The organism is Dysgonomonas sp. (genome assembly GCF_035323175.1).
Classification (GTDB): domain Bacteria; phylum Bacteroidota; class Bacteroidia; order Bacteroidales; family Dysgonomonadaceae; genus Dysgonomonas.
Genome location: NZ_DAOKYH010000002.1, coordinates 302410 through 322152, shown reverse-complemented (window position 1 = coordinate 322152; position 19743 = coordinate 302410). Strand labels below are relative to the sequence as shown.

General features: G+C 39.2%; 9 protein-coding genes. 2 read left to right on the top strand and 7 right to left on the bottom strand.

Annotated features, from left to right (window positions below; genetic code table 11):
• Positions 1-2: 2 nt before the first annotated feature.
• Positions 3-602, bottom strand: a complete 600-nt coding sequence (locus tag PKC55_RS04365) for a hypothetical protein (protein WP_283686309.1) — start codon at positions 600-602, stop codon at positions 3-5.
• 69 nt (positions 603-671) lie between these two features.
• Between PKC55_RS04365 and PKC55_RS04360 the strand changes: the two genes are divergently transcribed.
• Complete coding sequence (locus PKC55_RS04360) at positions 672-1427, top strand: creatininase family protein (RefSeq protein WP_291123948.1); 756 nt, start codon at positions 672-674, stop codon at positions 1425-1427.
• Between the two features lie 147 nt (positions 1428-1574).
• Here the strand turns inward: PKC55_RS04360 and PKC55_RS04355 are convergent, their stop codons facing one another.
• From PKC55_RS04355 to PKC55_RS04330, 6 genes are all read right to left on the bottom strand, one after another.
• On the bottom strand, positions 1575-3167 hold the full coding sequence (locus PKC55_RS04355; RefSeq protein WP_291123950.1) for a glycoside hydrolase family 43 protein: 1593 nt from the start codon (positions 3165-3167) through the stop codon (positions 1575-1577).
• A gap of 123 nt (positions 3168-3290) precedes the next feature.
• Complete coding sequence (locus PKC55_RS04350; protein ID WP_291123952.1) at positions 3291-5492, bottom strand: beta-glucosidase; 2202 nt, start codon at positions 5490-5492, stop codon at positions 3291-3293.
• 22 nt (positions 5493-5514) lie between these two features.
• Positions 5515-7881, bottom strand: a complete 2367-nt coding sequence (locus PKC55_RS04345) for a glycoside hydrolase family 95 protein (protein WP_291123953.1) — start codon at positions 7879-7881, stop codon at positions 5515-5517.
• A gap of 3 nt (positions 7882-7884) precedes the next feature.
• Positions 7885-10239, bottom strand: coding sequence for a glycoside hydrolase family 31 protein (locus PKC55_RS04340; RefSeq protein ID WP_524536935.1), 2355 nt, complete (start codon positions 10237-10239; stop codon positions 7885-7887).
• A gap of 14 nt (positions 10240-10253) precedes the next feature.
• Positions 10254-12437, bottom strand: a complete 2184-nt coding sequence (locus PKC55_RS04335; RefSeq protein WP_291130839.1) for a glycoside hydrolase family 3 C-terminal domain-containing protein — start codon at positions 12435-12437, stop codon at positions 10254-10256.
• A 95-nt stretch (positions 12438-12532) separates the two neighbouring features.
• Positions 12533-16654, bottom strand: coding sequence for a hybrid sensor histidine kinase/response regulator transcription factor (locus PKC55_RS04330; protein ID WP_324372018.1), 4122 nt, complete (start codon positions 16652-16654; stop codon positions 12533-12535).
• A gap of 199 nt (positions 16655-16853) precedes the next feature.
• On the opposite strand from PKC55_RS04330, the gene PKC55_RS04325 reads away from it, so the two are divergent.
• Positions 16854-19688 (top strand): TIM-barrel domain-containing protein, encoded by a 2835-nt coding sequence (locus PKC55_RS04325; RefSeq protein ID WP_524536934.1) that lies wholly within the window; start codon positions 16854-16856, stop codon positions 19686-19688.
• Positions 19689-19743 lie beyond the last annotated feature (55 nt).

Genomic DNA, 19743 nt, shown 5'->3' with positions numbered 1-19743 from the left:
TATTATAAGTTTCGAGCATGTCGCATCAACTCTTCTCTTATAATAGTGAGCTTTAAGTTTACTATACGATCCGCTTTTTGAAATTCTTCGCTGTCGTCAAGCTTTTTGTAGCGGCGAACAAACTCGTCCAGGCTATCGGTGTCTGAATATCCTTCGAAAATGATATCCTTAGCATCTTTTGCCTTTCGGATTGTTTCTGCGGTCTCTTTCAATGGAGGGATCAACAGCAATGTATCCAATACTATATTGAGATAAGAGAAGTCTAATGACAGCCCGAAGTCTTTATCTTCAATAAGTCTTAGCCATTGATATATCAAACTGATATTCTCTTTAGTTACTCCCTCTATAAGTGTATAGTTCTTGTCGAAAAGATCTTCCCTAATAGCCGATACTGTTCTGTTGAAATCGTACTTTTCTGCTTCATAATACTTATTAGCCATTTCTTCGTCACAGCCGGTAAGAGATTGGATTTCCTTTATCGATTTAGCTTTGAATAGGTAGACACATTTTTCTACATCATTATCATTATCTTTCAGCATTTGTATGGCTTCACCCATTGGTATGGGAAGTATTTTTCTAAGCTCTATGATCTTTTCTTTCATCTGTTTGTTTTTTACCCAACAAAGATAAAAAGCTATTGTTATCTTTACAAATAATAAAAAAGTAAGGATATGAACACGCGATTTGATATGCTGTCAGCAATATACAACGACACGAAGAATGAAAAGTACGATTATGCAGTGCAGCCATGGGGTGCTACCGAACCTCATAATTATCATTTACCTTATATGACAGATTGCTATCTGGCTCACGATTTGTCAGTAGATGCGGTCATTAAGGCATACGAAAAACAAAACGTGAAAGGCATGGTATTACCTGTAATACATCTTGGCTCGCAGAATCCGGGGCAAAGAGAACTACCTTTTTGTTTGCATGCCGGTTATGACACGCAAAAAGCCATACTATCAGATATCGTCTCTTCGCTGAACTATCAAGGCATACATAAGCTCATTATTGTAAACGGACATGGTGGAAATAGCTTTAAGAATATGATACGAGATCTGGCTGTTCAATATCCTGATTTTTTGATTGTGATAAGTAATCTGTTCGCCATTGTTCCTCAGACCGGATATTTTGAAGAAAAAGACGACCATGCCGGCGAAATGGAAACCTCAATGATGATGCATTACCATCCGGAGTTGGTGAACCTATCTGTTGCAGGAGACGGAGCGTCTAAGACTTTTAGTGCTGAATCTCTTAGAGACGGTACTGGCTGGACACCAAGAAATTGGGCGAAGGTATCTCATGATACAGGGATTGGAAACCCTAAAAAGTCAACAGCAGAGAAAGGTAGGAAATATGCCGATGCTGTCAGCTGGAAACTGTCTGAACTGTTTATCGATGTAGCTAAAGAGAGTATTTATTGATACAGTAAAGAGGTAGGAATAATTGCTGTTGTTTTCTTTGTCATGTTGAACGAAGTGAAACTTCTCGTGTATTGAAGGTGGAGATTCTTCGTTACACTCAGAATGACAAAAATAGAACAATAACAATTATCCCACCTTCATCTTATGTTATCTTTTTGCATCGTAATCGAACCAATCAAAATAGGCTTTGGCTTTACTTGGCTTCCCATTCGAAGAGGTGTAGAGCCCTATCATTACCCCTGTAAAACCACCTGCAACCTCAGTACTTAGGTATCGGGTATCTAGCCTTCCCAATTCATTGAAGTTGTCGCTATCGGCTTCTGCGCAATAAAAAGCGTATTGTGAAGGTGTACCTTCAATCTTCAACTTCAGTTTATTACTTTTAACTTGTTTTTCTCCTGCAATGTAAGAAAGTGATCCCACTTTTACACGTAATTGCATTATATACTGACTGCCCGACTTTTTCAATAACAAGTCGTAGTGATGCGTATTATTTTGTATCAAAGTCATTCCCGCTTCCTCGTTATTAGCAGATGAATTGAACTCTAAAAGAGTCTCAGCCCTGAAATCATGCTCTGTTTGTCGGCGGCAGATCATTGATATTGCCTCAGTTTCGTCTAATGTATATGGAGATGTACTGATTCTTATCCATCCTTTCTTTTCTGTCAACGAATAGTTTTCTCTGACAGGATTACGTATATATTGCCACTCGAATCCTAGTTTATCAGTATCAAAGTCTGTACGTATAGCTGCTTTTTCTACCGGATGGAGTGGGAGTGTAGGAACGTCCATATTTAGCGATACAGTTCCGTTTCCGTTCACTTGTGGCCAGCCACCTTTAGGCCAGTCTACAGGAGCTAAGAATGTTTCACGTCCCAGTACATGATAATATGCCCATTGATGCGTTACTCTGAATCCTAGAAATACCATCCACCAAGAACCGTCTTTTGCCTGTACAAGATCTGCATGTCCTACACCCTGTATAGTATTGCTTTGCCCTTTTCTGTTGGCATGAGTCAGTATCGGATTTAAAAGACATGATTCGTAAGGGCCGAATATATTCTTGCTGCGTCCTATCGTGGCGCTGTGCATATATTCTGTTCCTCCTTCACCCAGCAAAAGGTAATAGAAACCATCTTTTTTGTAAATGTGGGGAGCTTCAGGGAAACGACCTCCTATGCCGCCCCAAACGAGACGTTCGGGAGATAATACCTTACCTGTCTTAATATCGATTTCTGTAATTCGGATACCTTCGTCACCTTGAGTTACAAAATATGTTTTACCATCTTCATCCCAGAAGATATCAGGATCTATGCTTTTTATATCTACCCAGATAGGGTCGCTCCAAGGTCCTGCCGGATCGGTAGCCGTACAATAAAAATTACCTTTATCCGATACGTTTGTACAAATGACATAAAATAATCCATCGTGGTAACGTATAGACGGAGCATATAGTCCTCCGGATGCTGAAACTTTGTGTAATGACAATTGCGAATCTCTCGTTAGGCAATGTCCTATCTGTTTCCAGTTTATAAGATCCTTGCTATGATAGATAGGTAGCCCCGGAAAATATTCGAATGATGAAGTTACAAGATAGAAATCGTCTCCTACTCTGCAAACACTCGGATCGGGATTGAACCCCGGTATTATAGGATTTTTGTATCCCGTTTGCGAAAAAGCCTGACTGATCAACAAAGTAGTGAGGCAAAAGAGAAAGAATGCTCTAAAAATGCTTTTCATGGTCTTCTGTTATATGATTGTTTTTCAATTTAATATAATAAAAAGGTGACAAGAGTGACACTTTTTTTAAAGATTCTGTTTGTCACCTTTCCATTTCTGTCAGGTTCCTATATAAAGATAATTTTACTTCACATTTATTGTTACAGAGCTTTTTACATCGGCAGATGATGCAGCACAATGCAATGTGAACTTATCCGATTCTACGACCCATTCGTGTGCTTTGTCATTGAAGAAAGCAAGGTCTTTGACCGGTATTGACAGTTCTACATTTTTAGTCTCTCCGGCTTTTAGGAAAACTTTTTTGAATGCTTTCAATTCTTTAGCAGGGCGTTCCATCGAAGGTTTTTGCTGTGATGCATATATCTGTACCGATTCTGCACCGTCAACGTTTCCTTTGTTAGTAAGAGTTAGGCTTATTTTAATTTCGTCATTTTTAGTGTACTCTTTCTTGTCTGTAGAAGCTTTACCATACTCGAATGTGGTATATGACAATCCATAACCGAAAGGAAATAATGCCGGAATTTTCTTTGTATCGTGCCAACGGTAACCAACCAAGATATCTTCTTTGTATATCTGTTTGATGCTATCTCCCGGATAGGAAATTGTACCGAAAGACATGGCACCGTTATCTTCTAACTTCTTCGGAATACTGAATGGTAACTTTCCGGAAGGATTGATGTCACCTGCAATTACATTCGCTGTAGCATTACCTGCTTCCGAACCAAGGTACCATGATTGCATCAAAGCTGGTACTTTATCCAACCACGGCATAGCTACGGCATTTCCACTCACGATAACGATTCCCATGTTCTTATTTACTTTCAACAAGTCTTCGATCAGTTCGTTCTGACCAAATGGCAGGTCGTAAGAAGTACGGTCTCCGCCTTCGCAGTCTTGTTGATAGTTCTTGTTTAACCCGCCGAAGAATAAAACAACGTCTGCATCTTTAACCAAAGCCAAAGCTTCTCGCTTCAATGAATCCGCATTGTATGGAGACGGAATAAAATGATCGTATACGCTAGGTCCTGAACCGTACCCCATCGTATAGAATACTTTATCAGCACCATATTTAATTTTTAATCCTTCGAGAGGAGAAACTTCTTTCTTTACTTTCAGTTCAGACGATCCTCCACCTACGGTTAAAGAACGGGTTGCATTTTCTCCGATTACAACAATTCTCTTGTAGCGGTCTTTAGCTATCGGGAAAAAGTTATTTGTATTTTTCATCAATACAATACCTTGCTCAGCCACTTCACGGCTTACAGTTGCATGTTCGGGTGTCGCAAAACTTCCGTATGGACGGTTTCTGTCCATATTGGTTCTAAAGTTTAGACGTAATACTCTACGAACCTTATCATCGAGGGTAGACATCGGTAATTCGCCCTTTTCCAACATCTTCAGATATGGTTTTGCCAGATAGTAATTGTCGTAAGCAAAACTTTGGCCCCATGTGAGCCCGTTAGTCCAAGTACCCATTTCTATATCAAGACCGTACAACGCTGCTTCACGTGTGTTGTGGGCACTTCCCCAATCTGTAACTACCACACCGTCATATTTCCATTCTCCTTTTAGTATCTGATTGATAAGTCTTTCGTGATGGCTGCAATACTGGCCTCTGTATTTGTTATAAGAACCCATTATCGCCCATACCTTGCCTTCTTCTACTCCGGCTTTGAATGCCGGTAGGTATATTTCATATAACGCTCTGTCGCTCACTTCCACATCGATATGTCCGCGCCATAGTTCTTGGTTATTTAGGGCAAAGTGTTTCATCGTTGCAGCTACTCCGTTTTGTTGTACCCCTTTAACGAAAGGAACAACCATCTTAGAGGCTAAGTAAGGGTCTTCACCCATATATTCAAAGTTACGGCCATTCATCGGCGTGCGATAAATATTGACACCGGGCCCAAGAATCATTTCTTTTTTTCTGAAACGAGCTTCTTCTCCCAGTGCATTTCCGTATTTCAGAGAAAGCTCGGGGTTGAATGTCGCAGCTAAACATGTTAATGCAGGGAAAGCAGTACATGAGTCGTTTGTCCATCCTGCATGGTTCCATGTATCCCAGTCTATTTCCATGCGTACCCCATGAGGGCCGTCGCTCATCCATATTTCAGGAATACCCAGACGAGGAACTCCGGGGGTACTAAATTTAGATTGAGCATGTATCATCGCAATCTTTTCTTCCAAAGTCATTCTTGATAGAGCATCTTCTATTCTGACTTCCATAGGTTTACTATCGTCAAGGTAGACCGGAATCTGTTTTGTTTGTCCGTTTGCTTGCAATAAGAGTAAGCCGAATAATACATAAAAAAATAGTTTCTTCATGTTTTCTGTAATTGTTTAATATTTATTTGTTTAACGTAATTTCAATTTTATTCCCCTTATTCAATGTCAGGTATAATCTATTACCTTCTATTTTATAGTTCTTTGTTCCTGCAATCAAAGGCCTTCCGCTAGGTAGTTTAATCACAAACTGATTGTTTGCAGTTGCCGTGATATGTATATATTGGATCTTGTTATCTTTCCATTTAAAGGAAATTTCTGCACCCCCTCTTACTTTCATGCCTCTCACTTCTCCGTTCTTCCACCCGTCGGGTATAGCAGGCAGTAGTTCTATAAAACCTTCATGGCTTTGTAGAAGCATTTCCCCTATTCCGGCTGATCCGCCAAAGTTGCCATCTATTTGCATCGGAGGGTGTGCACTGAACAGATTTGGATAGGTGCCCCAGTTATTTTCAGCCGGTTTCAACAGGTCTCCAATCAGTTTATAAGCTTTGTTTCCGTCTTTGAGCCGTGCCCAGAAATTAATTTTCCATGCCATAGACCATCCTGTAGACTGATCTCCTCGTCTTGTCAAAGTGACTTTAGCGGCTTCCATCAGTTCGGGAGTTTTTTCATACGTAAGTTCATTTCCCGGATGTAGTCCATATAGTTGTGATACATGGCGATGGTGGATTTCACTCTCTTCATAATCTTCGAGCCATTCCATTACCTGTCCGTATTTTCCGATTGAAGTAGGTGCTAGTCGATCTTTTTTCGCTGAAATATCTTGGATCCACTCATTATCTACCTCTAATATTTTTGCAGCGTTCGCCACGTTTGTAAATAATTCGCGAATAATCTGATTGTCCATCGCTGAGCCTGCACAGATACTTACCACGTCTCCCGATGGTGTTATGTAAGCGTTCTCAGGAGAAGTAGTCGGAGCAGTAACCAAATAACCGTTGTTAGGGTCTTCGATCAGCATGTCCTCAAAGAATAAAGCCGCACCTTTCATTGTCGGATATACAGATTTTAGATATTCTTTGTCCTGAGTGTATAAGTAGTGTTCCCAGAGATGCTGGCACATCCATGCGCCGGCCGTGTTGGTTGCTCCCCATGAAGGGTGTTCTCCGGGAGAAGTGAAGCCCCATACATTACTCAAAATATGAACGACCCATCCACGGCTGTTATAATATATTTTTGCTGTTTTTTCTCCCGGCTCTACCAACGATTTCACAAACTCGATAGTAGGTTTGTGGAGCTCAGAAAGATTAAACATTTCAGCTCCCCAAAGATTCATCTGTAGATTGATATTCAAATGATAATCAGCATTCCAAGGAGTGTTTATTTGTGGAGCCCACAGCCCTTGCAGGTTAGGAGGGAGGCTTCCCTCTCGGGTAGATGATATCAATAGATAACGACCGTACTGCATATATAAGGCAGCCAGATCGTAATCTGTTTTGTCTGTTGCAAATGCTTCCAGTCGCTTATCTATTGCTAGTGAGGAATTCTTATTTTTTTCTAAAGTGAGATCTATACGATTAAAAAGAGCCTGATATTTTGTAATATGTTTCTTTTTTAGTTTCTCGTAATTGACTCCGGCATTGTTCAATAGCTCAGAAGCTACTTTTTCATGATTTGTACCGTTGTAGTTGGTCGCTAATGAAACATATAGGGTGATTTCATTCGCATTCTTGATATCTATCACCTTGTCTGTCGCGGATAATTCTCCACCCTTGTTTATCACCTTCACCATTCCCAGATATTTCATCCCCGAATGGTTTTCTCCTGCTTCCAATTGTCCAAAAATATAAAGAGTGTTGCCGCTCGCATAAGTTTTAAAACTCTCATCACGTTGCAATGATATTTTTAGGCTTAATGCTCCCGGCTTACTTGCCCTATATTTTACTAATCCGATATCATCAGAAAAAGACGTAAAGTATTCTCGTTTGTATTCTACATCATTTTTAGAGAAAGAAACAGTAGATAGAGCATTATTCATGTCCAGCACTCTTTTATACTGTGTCGCTTCAGATTTGTCAGGGTATATAAAGTCTACATACAGGTTCGCAAAAATCTGAAATTTACCATATTCCAAACCTGCACTTCCTTTGCCTTTGCAGGTGAAGGTTTTGTACATTAATTCCTGAGCCTCTTTATTCTTTTTCTCAAATAGAAGTCTTCTTATTTCACCCAGATATTTATAAGCTTCGGGATTATCAGCATCCTGCTTGTTGCCCGACCATAGAGAAATTTCATTTAATACGACTCGTTCCTTTTCTATTCCACCCCAAGGCATCATCCCGATTCTGCCATTTCCTAATGGGATTGATTCTTCCCATATGGATGCCGGCTTATCGAAATAGTATTGCCATTCGTTTTGTTTATTTTGAGCAGAAAGTCCACTCCATGAAAAAATAAATAATAATAAAAATAGTTTGTAGAACTTCATTTTTTACTTGTTTATCCTATAATGCACACCTTGTATTTGTCCTTTTTCCAGCTGATAATTACTACCCGATTTTGTAAGAATAATATCTGTTAGTTTATTGTCAGACGGAAGACAAACGAATCCGGTCGCTTTTTCTTTGTCTCCATAAACTTTGAGTTCTATATCAGACCAATTGATTTTATCTGTAGATTGAGCAAGTTGGGCGTGCGGGATAACAGCACCCTCGCGCACCAGAATGATAGCAGGAATTTTGCCTGCTTCTATCACATTCCATCCTTGTTGATATGTTTTTCCACTTTGATAATCGATCCAGTTGTCTTTCGGTAGATATACATTTCGTTCCGTTCCGGCTTCCATCATCGGAGCTACTAATATGTCAGCCCCAAAGAGATACTGATCTTCTACAAGCCATGCTCCGGGATCGTCGGGATATTCCACAAACAAAGCCCGAACCATAGGCAACCCTTTTTCGGTACATAATTTAGCTTGTGCATAAATATACGGCATTAATTTGTATTTCATTTCGGCCGATTCTCGAAAAGCTTTTACAAAGTTATCGTTATATAACCAAGGCTCTTTTGGTGGTGCTCCATGTGCACGGCTATGCGATGTCAAAAATCCGAAAGGTAACCAACGTCGGTACAGATTCTCGGGAGCAGCAACCACAAATCCTCCTATGTCGTGACTCCAGAAAGAGAAGCCGCTTAGCCCGAATGAGAGACCTCCGCGTAATGTCGCATCCATACCGATATCTGTATTCGCAGCATCGCCACCCCAATGGAGAGGATAGCGTTGGCTTCCTGCCCAAGCACTGCGAGCCCAGATAATATTTTCATTGTTGACTTCTTTGGTGATGTCTGCAACAGCTTTGTTGTAACGCAGCGGATACAGATTGTGTTCGTACCATCCACCGCGCCCTGACGCATAAAATCCTTCCATTGGTGCGGCTTCCCCGAAATCTACTTTTATTGCACCAACTCCCATTTTTAGTAATCCTGCAAGTTTGTCCTGATACCATTTTACAGTCTCAAGGTTGGAAAAGTCTAAAACTGCATCTTCATAAGGCATTTCTCCTTTTGAGTTTTTTACATGCAAGTTTTTCTCTATTATTTCATTGAAAAATTTATTTTTAGGTGTAAAATAAGTCAGTTGCCACAGCGAGATATGGAATCCATCTTTCTTCAGATCGTCAATCATTTTCTGAGGATTGAAAAACCTCGATGGCGCAAATTTATAGTCGCATTGCCAGTCTGTTTCGAACCATCCTGTATCGAAGTGAATAACATCGGACGGGATTTTATATGAGCGTAGTTTGGCTGCGACATCATAACCCTCGCTTTGCTCAAAGTAAGTGATTCGGCTCATCCATGTGCCAAACGACCAGAGTGGAGGCATAGATGGCTTCCCTACTATTTCGGTATATTCATTCAGTATGTCTTTCGGTTCGCCGATAAATATGAACAGGTCGAGTGCTTCATCTCCCATGAACAGCTTGTTTGCACCTACATAGGTATTCCCGAAATCGCAAGTGACAGGGGCTGATGTGTGCATGAACATACCGTAACCTCGATTACTCATAAAGAAAGGAACAGGTTTGTACATTTGATCTGTTTCGGGGCCTTGCGGATCGGTAACAAAAAGATTAACCTTTTGACCTCTCTTGTCTAACTTGGTTACAGATTCGCCGCAACCAAATATTTTTTCTCCCGGAGACAATGAAAATACTGGGTTTATTGCTCGGCTATTATCCAATCCCCGTTTGATGAAGTTGAAAGGAATAACCTTTACTTGCGAAGAATCATTGTCGCACCAACGCCATGTATCGGTCAATCGTTTTCCTTTTTCGTCTTTCAACGTGATACGGAATGGATTTTCTTCAATTTCTATACTGCCGTAATTGCTTTTGTAAGTATGGGTATTTCCTGTTTTAGAATATTTCCACGAACTGTTTTTGCCCGGTTCTTTGACTAACATAGGAGAGTCGAACGGTTTAGGTTGGACAGGGGTTGTCAACATTCTTATTCGCAATGTGCGTGGTGTCACAAAATCTACCGAGAAGTCTAATTCAGGGTTTTGTTCATAGGCTTCGCCCGGAAAATCTAACATTTTCAAATCTTGTGGCAAGATTGTATTTACATTAAAAGCCTGGCGAGTGTACAACGATGTGCGTTTCCATGAGATTTTCCCTTTCCCTTCTGCTCCGTTAAATGAAGCCACTTTGTCGGCAAAGAAAAATGTATTGTGAAAATCTTTAAAGTCGATACTCATGTCGACAGGTTCGCCTAATATGCGTTTTTGTTGGGCCGCAAGCTGCGTGCTGAAGCAAATGATGAGGCAAAGAATAATTCGTATTTTCATAGGTCTTAGGTTGGTTATTTTAGTTGTATTTCTTTTGTCAGCCTGATATCTTCCGAAGATGATCCTATCAAGATATTCACTGTTCCGGGTTCTATTACAAACGAGTCTTTATCGTTGTCCCAATATGCAAGATCTTCGGCACTTAGGGTGAATTCAAAAGTTTTATTTTTTCCTTTTTTGACCATCGAGCGATCGAAGCCTTTTAGCTGTTTGATTGGTCGTACAACTTTTGACTGAGGAAATGATACATATAGCTGAGCGACTTCTTCTCCATCCACATCTCCTGTATTTTTTACATTTATGGATAATTTTAGATCTTTTCCTTTAGAAAGAGTAGAAGAAGATAAAGCCATATCGGAGTAGGTGAAATTTGTGTAGCTAAGACCATATCCGAAAGGGTATAGCGGCTTTTCTTTTGCATACATGTATGTGCGGCCGTTCCGTATATCATAATCCATCATCGGGGGTAGGTCGGCAATGGATTTTACCCAAGTCTGATTTGTTCTGCCCGCAGGATTATAATCGCCGAAGATTACGTCAGCCAGACCGTTTCCGAGTTCCTGACTGTTGTTTGTGATATGCAGTATCGCCGGTATATTTTCTTGCGACCAGTTTATAGCAAAAGGGAAGCTGCTGACCACTACCATTAGGGTATTTGGGTTCGCTTTGTGTACAATCTTTACTAAGTCTTCTTGTTCGAGTGATAAAGCTTTACGATCCACAGCCTCACGTCCGTCGCTCGGCACGGGTGAATATTTCCATTTAGGATCAGTACCATATACATGATTTCCAACGCATACTATGGCTATATCTGCTTTCTGTGCGGCAAGATAGGCTTTGTCCATTTCATTGGAAGGCTCGTATATAACTTCGACATTGTTACCGGCTGCATTTTTTATACCTTGTAGTATGGAAACTGTATAAGGCGGAGTGCCGCTATACCAGTCTAGTAATACTTCGTTGGCTCGTGGACCAATAACTGCAATCCTCTTGATGTTTCCCTTATTTAAAGGCAATAGTTTTTTCTCATTTTTTAGTAGCACGACAGATTTTGCAGTAACCAGACGTACAAAATCTTGTATCTCTTTATTTCTCCATACCGAAACTGTATCGGTAACTCCTATATGAGCATAAGGTAGTTTTGTCTGATCTCCATCTAGTAGGCCTAGCTTCAATGCGATATAGAAATTTCCCCGTATAGCCTTGTCTATATCTGCTTCTGTCAGCATCCCTTTTTCTAAGGCTTCGTATATGTATGGACGAAAATTATCAAGGAATTGTCCTACACCGGCTTTTACGATGGCGGCACTACCTTCTGTGTGAGTTGGGAATGTCTTATGTGCTTTTATCAACAGATCAAGAGCTCCTCCGTCGGTACAGATTATTCCTTTAAAGTTCCAGTCTTTACGGATGTCTTTCAAAATAGGGTGGATTGTCATGGGTATTCCGTTCCAGCTATTATAAGCTGCCATGAAAGCCTGAGAGCCGCCCTTTTCTATACCTTTTCGGAAAGGATATGAATAATACTCGTGAAACAGTCGATTATCAAAATTAGAGGATGTCGAATCGCGCCCATCTTCATTACTGTTTGCAAGGAAATGTTTCATTAAGGATGCCGATTTCCAGTATCGGGGATTGTCTCCTTGTAGTCCTTTTATAAAGGCTACCGCCATCTCCGATACCAGAAAAGGGTCTTCTCCAAAACTCTCCTCCGTGCGTCCCCAACGTGCGTCCCGGGCTAAGTCTGCATTGGGGGCACGCATCACCAAACCTCCTTTTGTATATCTTTCGTTTTGTGTGTAATATCTTATTTCTGTGGCTTCTATGTCAGCTACTTTTTTTATCAGTTCTGTATCCCATGTCTCACCTAGCCCATAGGCCTGAGGAAATGTAGTTGTAGGATATACATCCGGCACACGCTGATAATTTACCATTGTGAAACCACCCCAGTTACCCGGGCCTCCCAGTGCCATCCCGTGCAATCCTTCAGAATGTCCTGTGTTTCTAATTCCTAAGCGAGGAACGCCTAAGTTTGTGGATAGTGCATTCATTTTCTCGTCAATTGTCATTATAGACAGTAGATTGTCGAGGCGTTTTTCGTCGCTTAAGCTTGTGTTTTGGAACGGATAGACATATTGTGCAAATACCTCGGTATTCGCAAACAAAATAGATAGCAGAATAAGTAATAGTTTTTTCATGGAATAGATTTTAACCGTACAATACAAAAATATTACATCTTTAGCTTTAAATCTATTCCGTATGTTTCATAAAGGGGGGTAATATGTTTACTGGATCATTTCGATACGTTTTTTTTATACTCATTGGGGGTTACACCAAATTCCTCTTTAAAATACTTGCGGAAATATTTGGGATCATTAAATCCTACCTGAAAGGCAATTTCATTGACAAACATCTGGCTTTTTTCCAATAAATCAGCTGCTCTCTTTAAACGAATAAAGCGGATAAACTCAGAAGGGGTCTTGTCTGTCAGAGCCAATATTTTTTTGTAAAAATAGACCCGGCTCATACCCATCTCTTTGCAAAGATCTTCTACAAGAAATTCAGGATTTCCAATGTTTTCTTCCACAATAGAGATTGTTTTTTGTACAAATTTTTCGTCCATAGATGTTATCTCTATTTCGCTCAGGGAGATATCTATTTTCTTCTTGAAGTTGCTATGTATTTTTTTCTGCCTCTCGATGATCTTGGCTATTTTTAGTTTCAGCATGTCAATGTTGAAAGGCTTGGATATATAATCGTCTGCTCCTGCCTCAATACCCGAATATTTGCTTTCTTCCGACGATTTGGCCGTAAGTAGTATGATCGGAATATGTGAGGTTCGTATATCACCTTTTACATGCCTGCAAAACTCATAGCCATCCATTTTAGGCATCATAACATCGCATAATATAATATCTGGTAGTTGATCGAGTACAATGCTGTATCCTTCTTCTCCATCATTTGCTATAACGGTGCGATAATCGTCTATAAACAAGCTGGTGATAAATTCACAAAAGTCTTCATTGTCGTCAACTATTAGTAGAAGCGGAAGATGTGCCCGTTGCGCCGACTTTAAATCGAGCTCGGCTCCTTCTTTTATTTCGCTAATAGAAATATCTCCCGAATGTATAATGTCTTGGTTGCTTAACTCCTTATATGTCGAATTTTGTATAGGCAGTAATATTGTGAAAGTAGAACCCTTTCCTTCTGTACTTTCCACTTGTATTTCGCCTCCATGTAATTTTACATATTCACTGGCTAAATGGAGTCCAACGCCGGTTCCCGATTGATTGTTTTTTCCTGCTTTTTCTATTCTGAAGAAGCGTTCAAATATTTTCTCGAGGTATTCTTTCTCTATGCCGACGCCTGTATCAGAAACTTTTAGGCATAGCTGTTTGGTTGGTGTATCTGTTTGTAGCAGTTCGGAAATGCCAATACTGACATCTATCTGTCCATCTTCTGTATATTTGAATGCATTGGAAATCAGATTGGATATGATTTTATGCATCTTTTCTTTATCAAACTCCATCTGCAGTTCTTGCAGATACGTTGTGAATGTAAGTTTTATTGATTTCTCTCCTGCCAATGCCGAGAACGACTGACATATTTCTTTTGTAAATTCTATAATATTCCCTCGTGAAATATTCAGAGTCATCTTGTTTTGGTCAAACTTCCTGAAATCAAGTATTTCGTTCACCATGTTCAGCAAGTTTTTAGCATTCTTGTGCATGATGCTCATCGTTGCTTTTTGCTCGTCCGATACAGATGATTTCATAAGTTTCTCCAACGGTGTAAGAATGAGCGTGAGCGGAGTTTTGAATTCATGGCTTATATTGGTAAAGAATTTAAATTTTAATTCGTCTACTTCATGTATTTTCTGGGCTTCCAGTATTTTTTGAGCCTGTTCGTATTCTTCTTTTTGTTTATTCAACTTATATTTTATGAAAAACCTTAAGACCGTGATCGTGATGAGTATGTATATAATGGTTGCCCACCATGATAGCCAAAATGGGGGTTTTACTACGATTGTCAAAACAATAGGCTCACTGCTCCATACATTATCGTCATTGCTGGCGTAAACAATAAGTTTGTATGTGCCGGCATTAAGGTTGGAATATGATGCCGAGCCGATTCCGGTGCTTGTTTCAGTCCATTTGTTATCCAATCCTTCCAACATGTATTTATATCGATTCTTCTCGGGATGGATGTAATTTAGGGATGAAAATTGTATTGTAAAATTGGTTTCACCGTAATGTAAAACAATCTCATCCAGATCTGTTATTGACTTTTCGAGAATAACACGTCCATTGTATTTTGTATTCGGTTTAATCACCTGATTGGTAATAAGAAGATCTGTGAAGTGCGGTTTAGGTACATTTTTATTAAACACTATTTTTCTTGGATCGAAAGATGTATATCCTTTAGTGCTGCCTATGTAGATAATTCCGTCTTTGTCTTTAAATATAGCATTCGTATTAAATACCGAACCCGGCAGTCCGTCGTTAACATCGAAAGATGCGATTGTATACGTCAGTTTCTGATTGTCATACTTACAGTAGAAACATACCAATCCATTTCGGGTTCCTGCCCATATATTGCCATCATTATCTTCTATGAGTGATACAACTTCATCACCCGGTAGCCCTTCGTTGGTTGTAATGTATTCAAATCGTTGTTTTGTAGGATAATATACATTGATCCCTTTGTCCGTAGCAATCCATAAAAGACCTCTTGAATCTACAATCAGATTGTTTATGACAATACTGGTAAGGGAATCGAGAAATGTATTGTCCGGAAAGTATTTTCTTACTTCTTTTTTACTTTCGTCTAATACGCATATTCCTCTGTCGGTACTTAGAAATATATTCTTCTGAGTATCTACAAACATAGATACAATATAATTGGATAAAAGATTTTTACTGTTACTCATATTGTGATGAGTAAACGTATCCCTTGCTGGATTTAATTGATCTATACCGCCCCCAAGAGTTGCTATCCATAAATTATGGTCGTTGTCTTCGGTAAGGCTATACACACTTTTGCTCGAAAGAGAGTTTAAGTTAGTCTCATTCAATTGGAATTTCTTGAAACTTTTACCGTCAAAGGAGTTCAGCCCTCCCATGAAAGTTCCAATCCAAAGTGTTTGTGTGTGATCTTCGTATATTGATGTGATAATATCAGACGAGATGCTTCCCGCATCGTTAGGATTGTTACGAAAACGTTCTACTTTCTCCGTGCTTTGATCGTATTTGATAAGACCGGTTCCATTTGTTCCTATCCAAAGATTATTACTCTTGTCTTTGTATAAACTATTGCAGTCGAATATCTCTGCATTTTTGTTGAACATATAAAAGAGAGGTGATTTCCTAAATTTGAAAAGATTTGGATGATAATAAGATGCACCACTTTTGTATGTCCCTACCCATACTGTTCCGTTAGGTTCACTATAGAAACTGATGATAGAGTTCTGACTGATAGAATTATGATTGTATATATCATTTTTAAGAACCGTTATCTTTTGATTCTTTTTGTCCAGAATGCTTATTCCACCGTGATCTGTTCCTATCCATATCAGTCCGTTAATATCCTGTCCCACACATCTGACAAAGCTACTCGATAATGCAACCTTACTATTGGTGTCCAGTAAAGTCCATTGCCCTTTTTTTGTATTTAGATATATCACGCCTTTATCCGCTATACTTGGATAAACCCAAATGTCATTATCAGAATCTATAAATAAGGATTTCTGTATTGTAGAGTTTTGGTTGTTGTCTTTAAAGAACGTATTTCGCATGTCCACTCTGTTTGTCTGCATGTTTACACGTTCCAAAAGTCCGTCGTTGTGAAGAACCCAAATGTAGCTATCTTTTATTTTTATATCGGAGATATCAGACAGAGCCAGATCGTTTGTATTCTTCGATTGCTTGTAGATTGTTATTTTGTTAGTAGTTGCATCGTATTTGTGAATACCCTTTCCCGGATATGAAATGTATAAATCTTTCTTCTTGTCAATTTCTATAATAGCTGGTGCTGGAGGCAACCCTATATCGCTTAGCAGTGAATCTATATTGTTTATAAAAGATTCCGATTTCCAGTCATATAGCATATAAACCCCTGCACTCGACTGCAACCATAGGTTTCCCTTTATATCTTCTTGTATTCCTGTAAAACGGTCGTAAGATGGACTTTTGCTGTCATTCTTTATATTCTTATATGTTTTAAAGTTTATCCCGTCGTACCTGTTGAGCCCCATATTTGTACCAAACCATATAAAACCACGGCTGTCTTTCAAGATTGCTTCAACCTGATTGTTTGATAAGCCGTTTGTATTATTCAAATGAGAGAATTCAAATTGCTGGGCTTTTATGATAAAAGAGAATAAGAAGAATAGAAGGGTGTATAATGGTTTTTTCATTGCTAGGTATTCAGGTTCGATGGATACAAATTTATATAAATAAAGCGATTCCTAATGTTTTGTTAGCATTTTAATCCCTAAATGGAAACATTTAAACCCCTGTAGAGAATCTTTAACGGTCGCATTAAAAACATTTAAGAATGCCTCTCTGCATATTCAGGGATATTTTTGTATCAATGAAACTTAAACCATAATAACCATGAAAAAAAATCAACTGCTTTTGGTCGGTTTGTTGTCGATGGCTCTATTCATCGGCTGTAAAAGCGGACCATATCAGAGAACGAGTGACGGAATAATTGTAAACCTGAAAACGGACAATGCTTTAGCTACAAAGAACATCAGATTGCAAGTTGTCAATGATGATGTAATTCATGTTTCGGCTACTCCCGGCTATAAGTTTTCTGACAAAAAAAGTCTTATCACCATATATGATAAAACACAAACAACAGGATGGGATGCTAAAGAGGAAAACGGAAATGTTGTTCTTAAAACAGCATCTACCATTGCTACGGTATCTTTGACTACAGGAGAGGTTACTTTCTCTGATATAAATGGTAATGTGCTTCTAGCTGAAAATAAAGGAGGAGGTAAATCATTTTCTGATATTGAAGTCGAAGGAACAAAAGCATATACTATGCAGCAAGTGTTTGAATCTCCTGCCGATGAGGCTTTTTATGGACTTGGACAACATCAGGCTGATGAGTTTAACTACAAGGGAAAGAATGAGGTTCTTTTCCAATATAATACAAAAGTGTCTGTTCCGTTTGTTTTATCGAGCAAAAACTATGGGATACTTTGGGATAACTACTCACTGACTAAATTCGGTGATTCTCGTGATTATCTCGACTTGGATCAATTTAAGCTATATGACAAAACAGGAAAAGAAGGTGGGCTGACCGCTACTTATATGGTAAATGCGGATCCAAATAAAGTTTTTGTAGAAAGAGCCGAATCACAGATTGATTACGAAAATCTGGAAACAATAAAGAAGTTTCCTCAAGACTTTCCGTTCTTTAATTCTCGCATCACATGGGAAGGAGATATAGAAGCAAAGGAAACAGGTAAATATCATTTTATACTTTATTATGCAGGTTATACAACTATATCATTAGATAATGAGGTAATAGTGCCTGAAAGATGGCGTACGGCATGGAATCCGAATAGCTATAAATTCACAGTGGATATGAAAGCCGGAGAAAAACGTAAAATAAAACTCGATTGGAAACCTGATGGTGGTATTTCATATATAGGACTTAAAGCTTTGAGCCCGAAATCTCAGGAAGAACAAAACAAGTTGGCTCTTTGGTCAGAGATGGGCGATCAGATCGACTATTATTTTATTCGTGGAAACAGTGCCGATGATGTGATCAAAGGATATAGGACTGTTACAGGAAAATCGCAAATTATGCCTAAATGGGCAATGGGATTCTGGCAAAGCCGCGAAAGATACAAAACTCAGACAGAATTGCTTGGCGTTGTAGATGAATACCGCAAGAGAAATATACCACTAGATAACATAATATTAGATTGGTCGTATTGGCCAAAAGATGCATGGGGAAGCCATGATTTTGATACCGAGCGTTTCCCTGATGCAAAAGGAATGATGGATAGCGTACATGCAAAAGATGCGCATATTATGATTTCTGTATGGCCTAAGTTTTATTATACGACAGATAATTACAAGGCTTTTGACGAAAAAGGATGGATGTTTAACCGTGCTGTGAAAGATAGTATTCGCGATTGGATTAGCCCGGGTTACATTGGAGGATTTTATGATGCTTACAGCGAAGGTGCTCGCAAACTATTTTGGGATCAGTTGAACGAAAAGCTATATTCTAAAGGTATTGATGCTTGGTGGATGGATGCTTCCGAGCCGGATATTTTATCAAATGCAAGTATGCAGTACCGTAAAGAGCTAATGACTCCTACAGCTTTAGGCCCATCAGTTGAGTACTTTAACGCTTACGCCCTTGTTAATGCACAGGGTATTTATGAAGGTCAGCGTTCTACTAATCCTAACAACCGTGTCTTCTTGCTTACCCGTTCTGGTTTTGCCGGACTACAACGTTACTCTACAGCTACATGGAGTGGCGATATCGGTACTCGTTGGGAAGATATGAAAGCTCAGATTTCAGCCGGACTTAACTTTGCTATGTCGGGTATTCCTTATTGGACAATGGATATCGGTGGTTTCTGTGTCGAAAAACGTTATGAAAATGCGAAAGAAGGCTCAGAAGATATGAAAGAATGGAGAGAGCTGAATGCTCGTTGGTTCCAGTTTGGTGCATTCTGTCCGCTATTCCGTAGTCATGGACAATATCCTTATCGTGAGATCTACAATATTGCTCCTGAAGGTCATCCTGCATATAATAGCATGGTTCATTACACCAAACTTCGTTATCAGATGATGCCATACATCTATTCATTGGCCGGAATGACATACTTCAATGATTATACTATTATGCGTGCTTTGGTAATGGATTTCGGAAAAGATGCAGCTACTCATAATATAAGCGATCAATATATGTTTGGGCCGAACCTGATGGTTTGTCCGGTATATCAATACAAAGCAATATCCCGTGATGTATATTTCCCTGCCGGTACAAATTGGTACAACTATGATACAGGAGAATATGTTACCGGAGGAAAAAGCATAAAAGTATCTGCACCCTACGAACGTATGCCTCTCTTTGTACAAGAAGGTTCGATTTTGCCTATGGGGAATGATATTCAGACTACCAAAGAAGCTCAAACAGATCTCACCATAAAAGTATATACAGGTAAAAACGGAGAGTTTACTTTATACGAAGACGAAGGGGTAAACTACAACTATGAGAATGGGGCATATTCGACTATTAAGTTCAGTTATGATGAAGCCTCTCAGCAGCTTACTGTCGATGATATTAAAGGCGAATATGCGGGTATGGCTAAGGATAGAATATTGAAAGTAGAATGGATTACCAAAGGAAAGAAAAACACAATATCTGAAGTGAAATACTCAGGAAAGAAGATCTCTGTAAAAAGGGCAGAATAAAGCAGAATTATTGTTATTACATAAATCACTTTTAGTTCAGATTCACTAATACTAT

Coding starts and splice junctions, on each gene's coding strand:
- PKC55_RS04365 (WP_283686309.1), bottom strand. CDS start 602: ATGAAAGAAAAGATCATAGAGCTTAGAAAAATACTTCCCATACCAATG.
- PKC55_RS04360 (WP_291123948.1), top strand. CDS start 672: ATGAACACGCGATTTGATATGCTGTCAGCAATATACAACGACACGAAG.
- PKC55_RS04355 (WP_291123950.1), bottom strand. CDS start 3,167: ATGAAAAGCATTTTTAGAGCATTCTTTCTCTTTTGCCTCACTACTTTG.
- PKC55_RS04350 (WP_291123952.1), bottom strand. CDS start 5,492: ATGAAGAAACTATTTTTTTATGTATTATTCGGCTTACTCTTATTGCAA.
- PKC55_RS04345 (WP_291123953.1), bottom strand. CDS start 7,881: ATGAAGTTCTACAAACTATTTTTATTATTATTTATTTTTTCATGGAGT.
- PKC55_RS04340 (WP_524536935.1), bottom strand. CDS start 10,239: ATGAAAATACGAATTATTCTTTGCCTCATCATTTGCTTCAGCACGCAG.
- PKC55_RS04335 (WP_291130839.1), bottom strand. CDS start 12,437: ATGAAAAAACTATTACTTATTCTGCTATCTATTTTGTTTGCGAATACC.
- PKC55_RS04330 (WP_324372018.1), bottom strand. CDS start 16,654: ATGAAAAAACCATTATACACCCTTCTATTCTTCTTATTCTCTTTTATC.
- PKC55_RS04325 (WP_524536934.1), top strand. CDS start 16,854: ATGAAAAAAAATCAACTGCTTTTGGTCGGTTTGTTGTCGATGGCTCTA.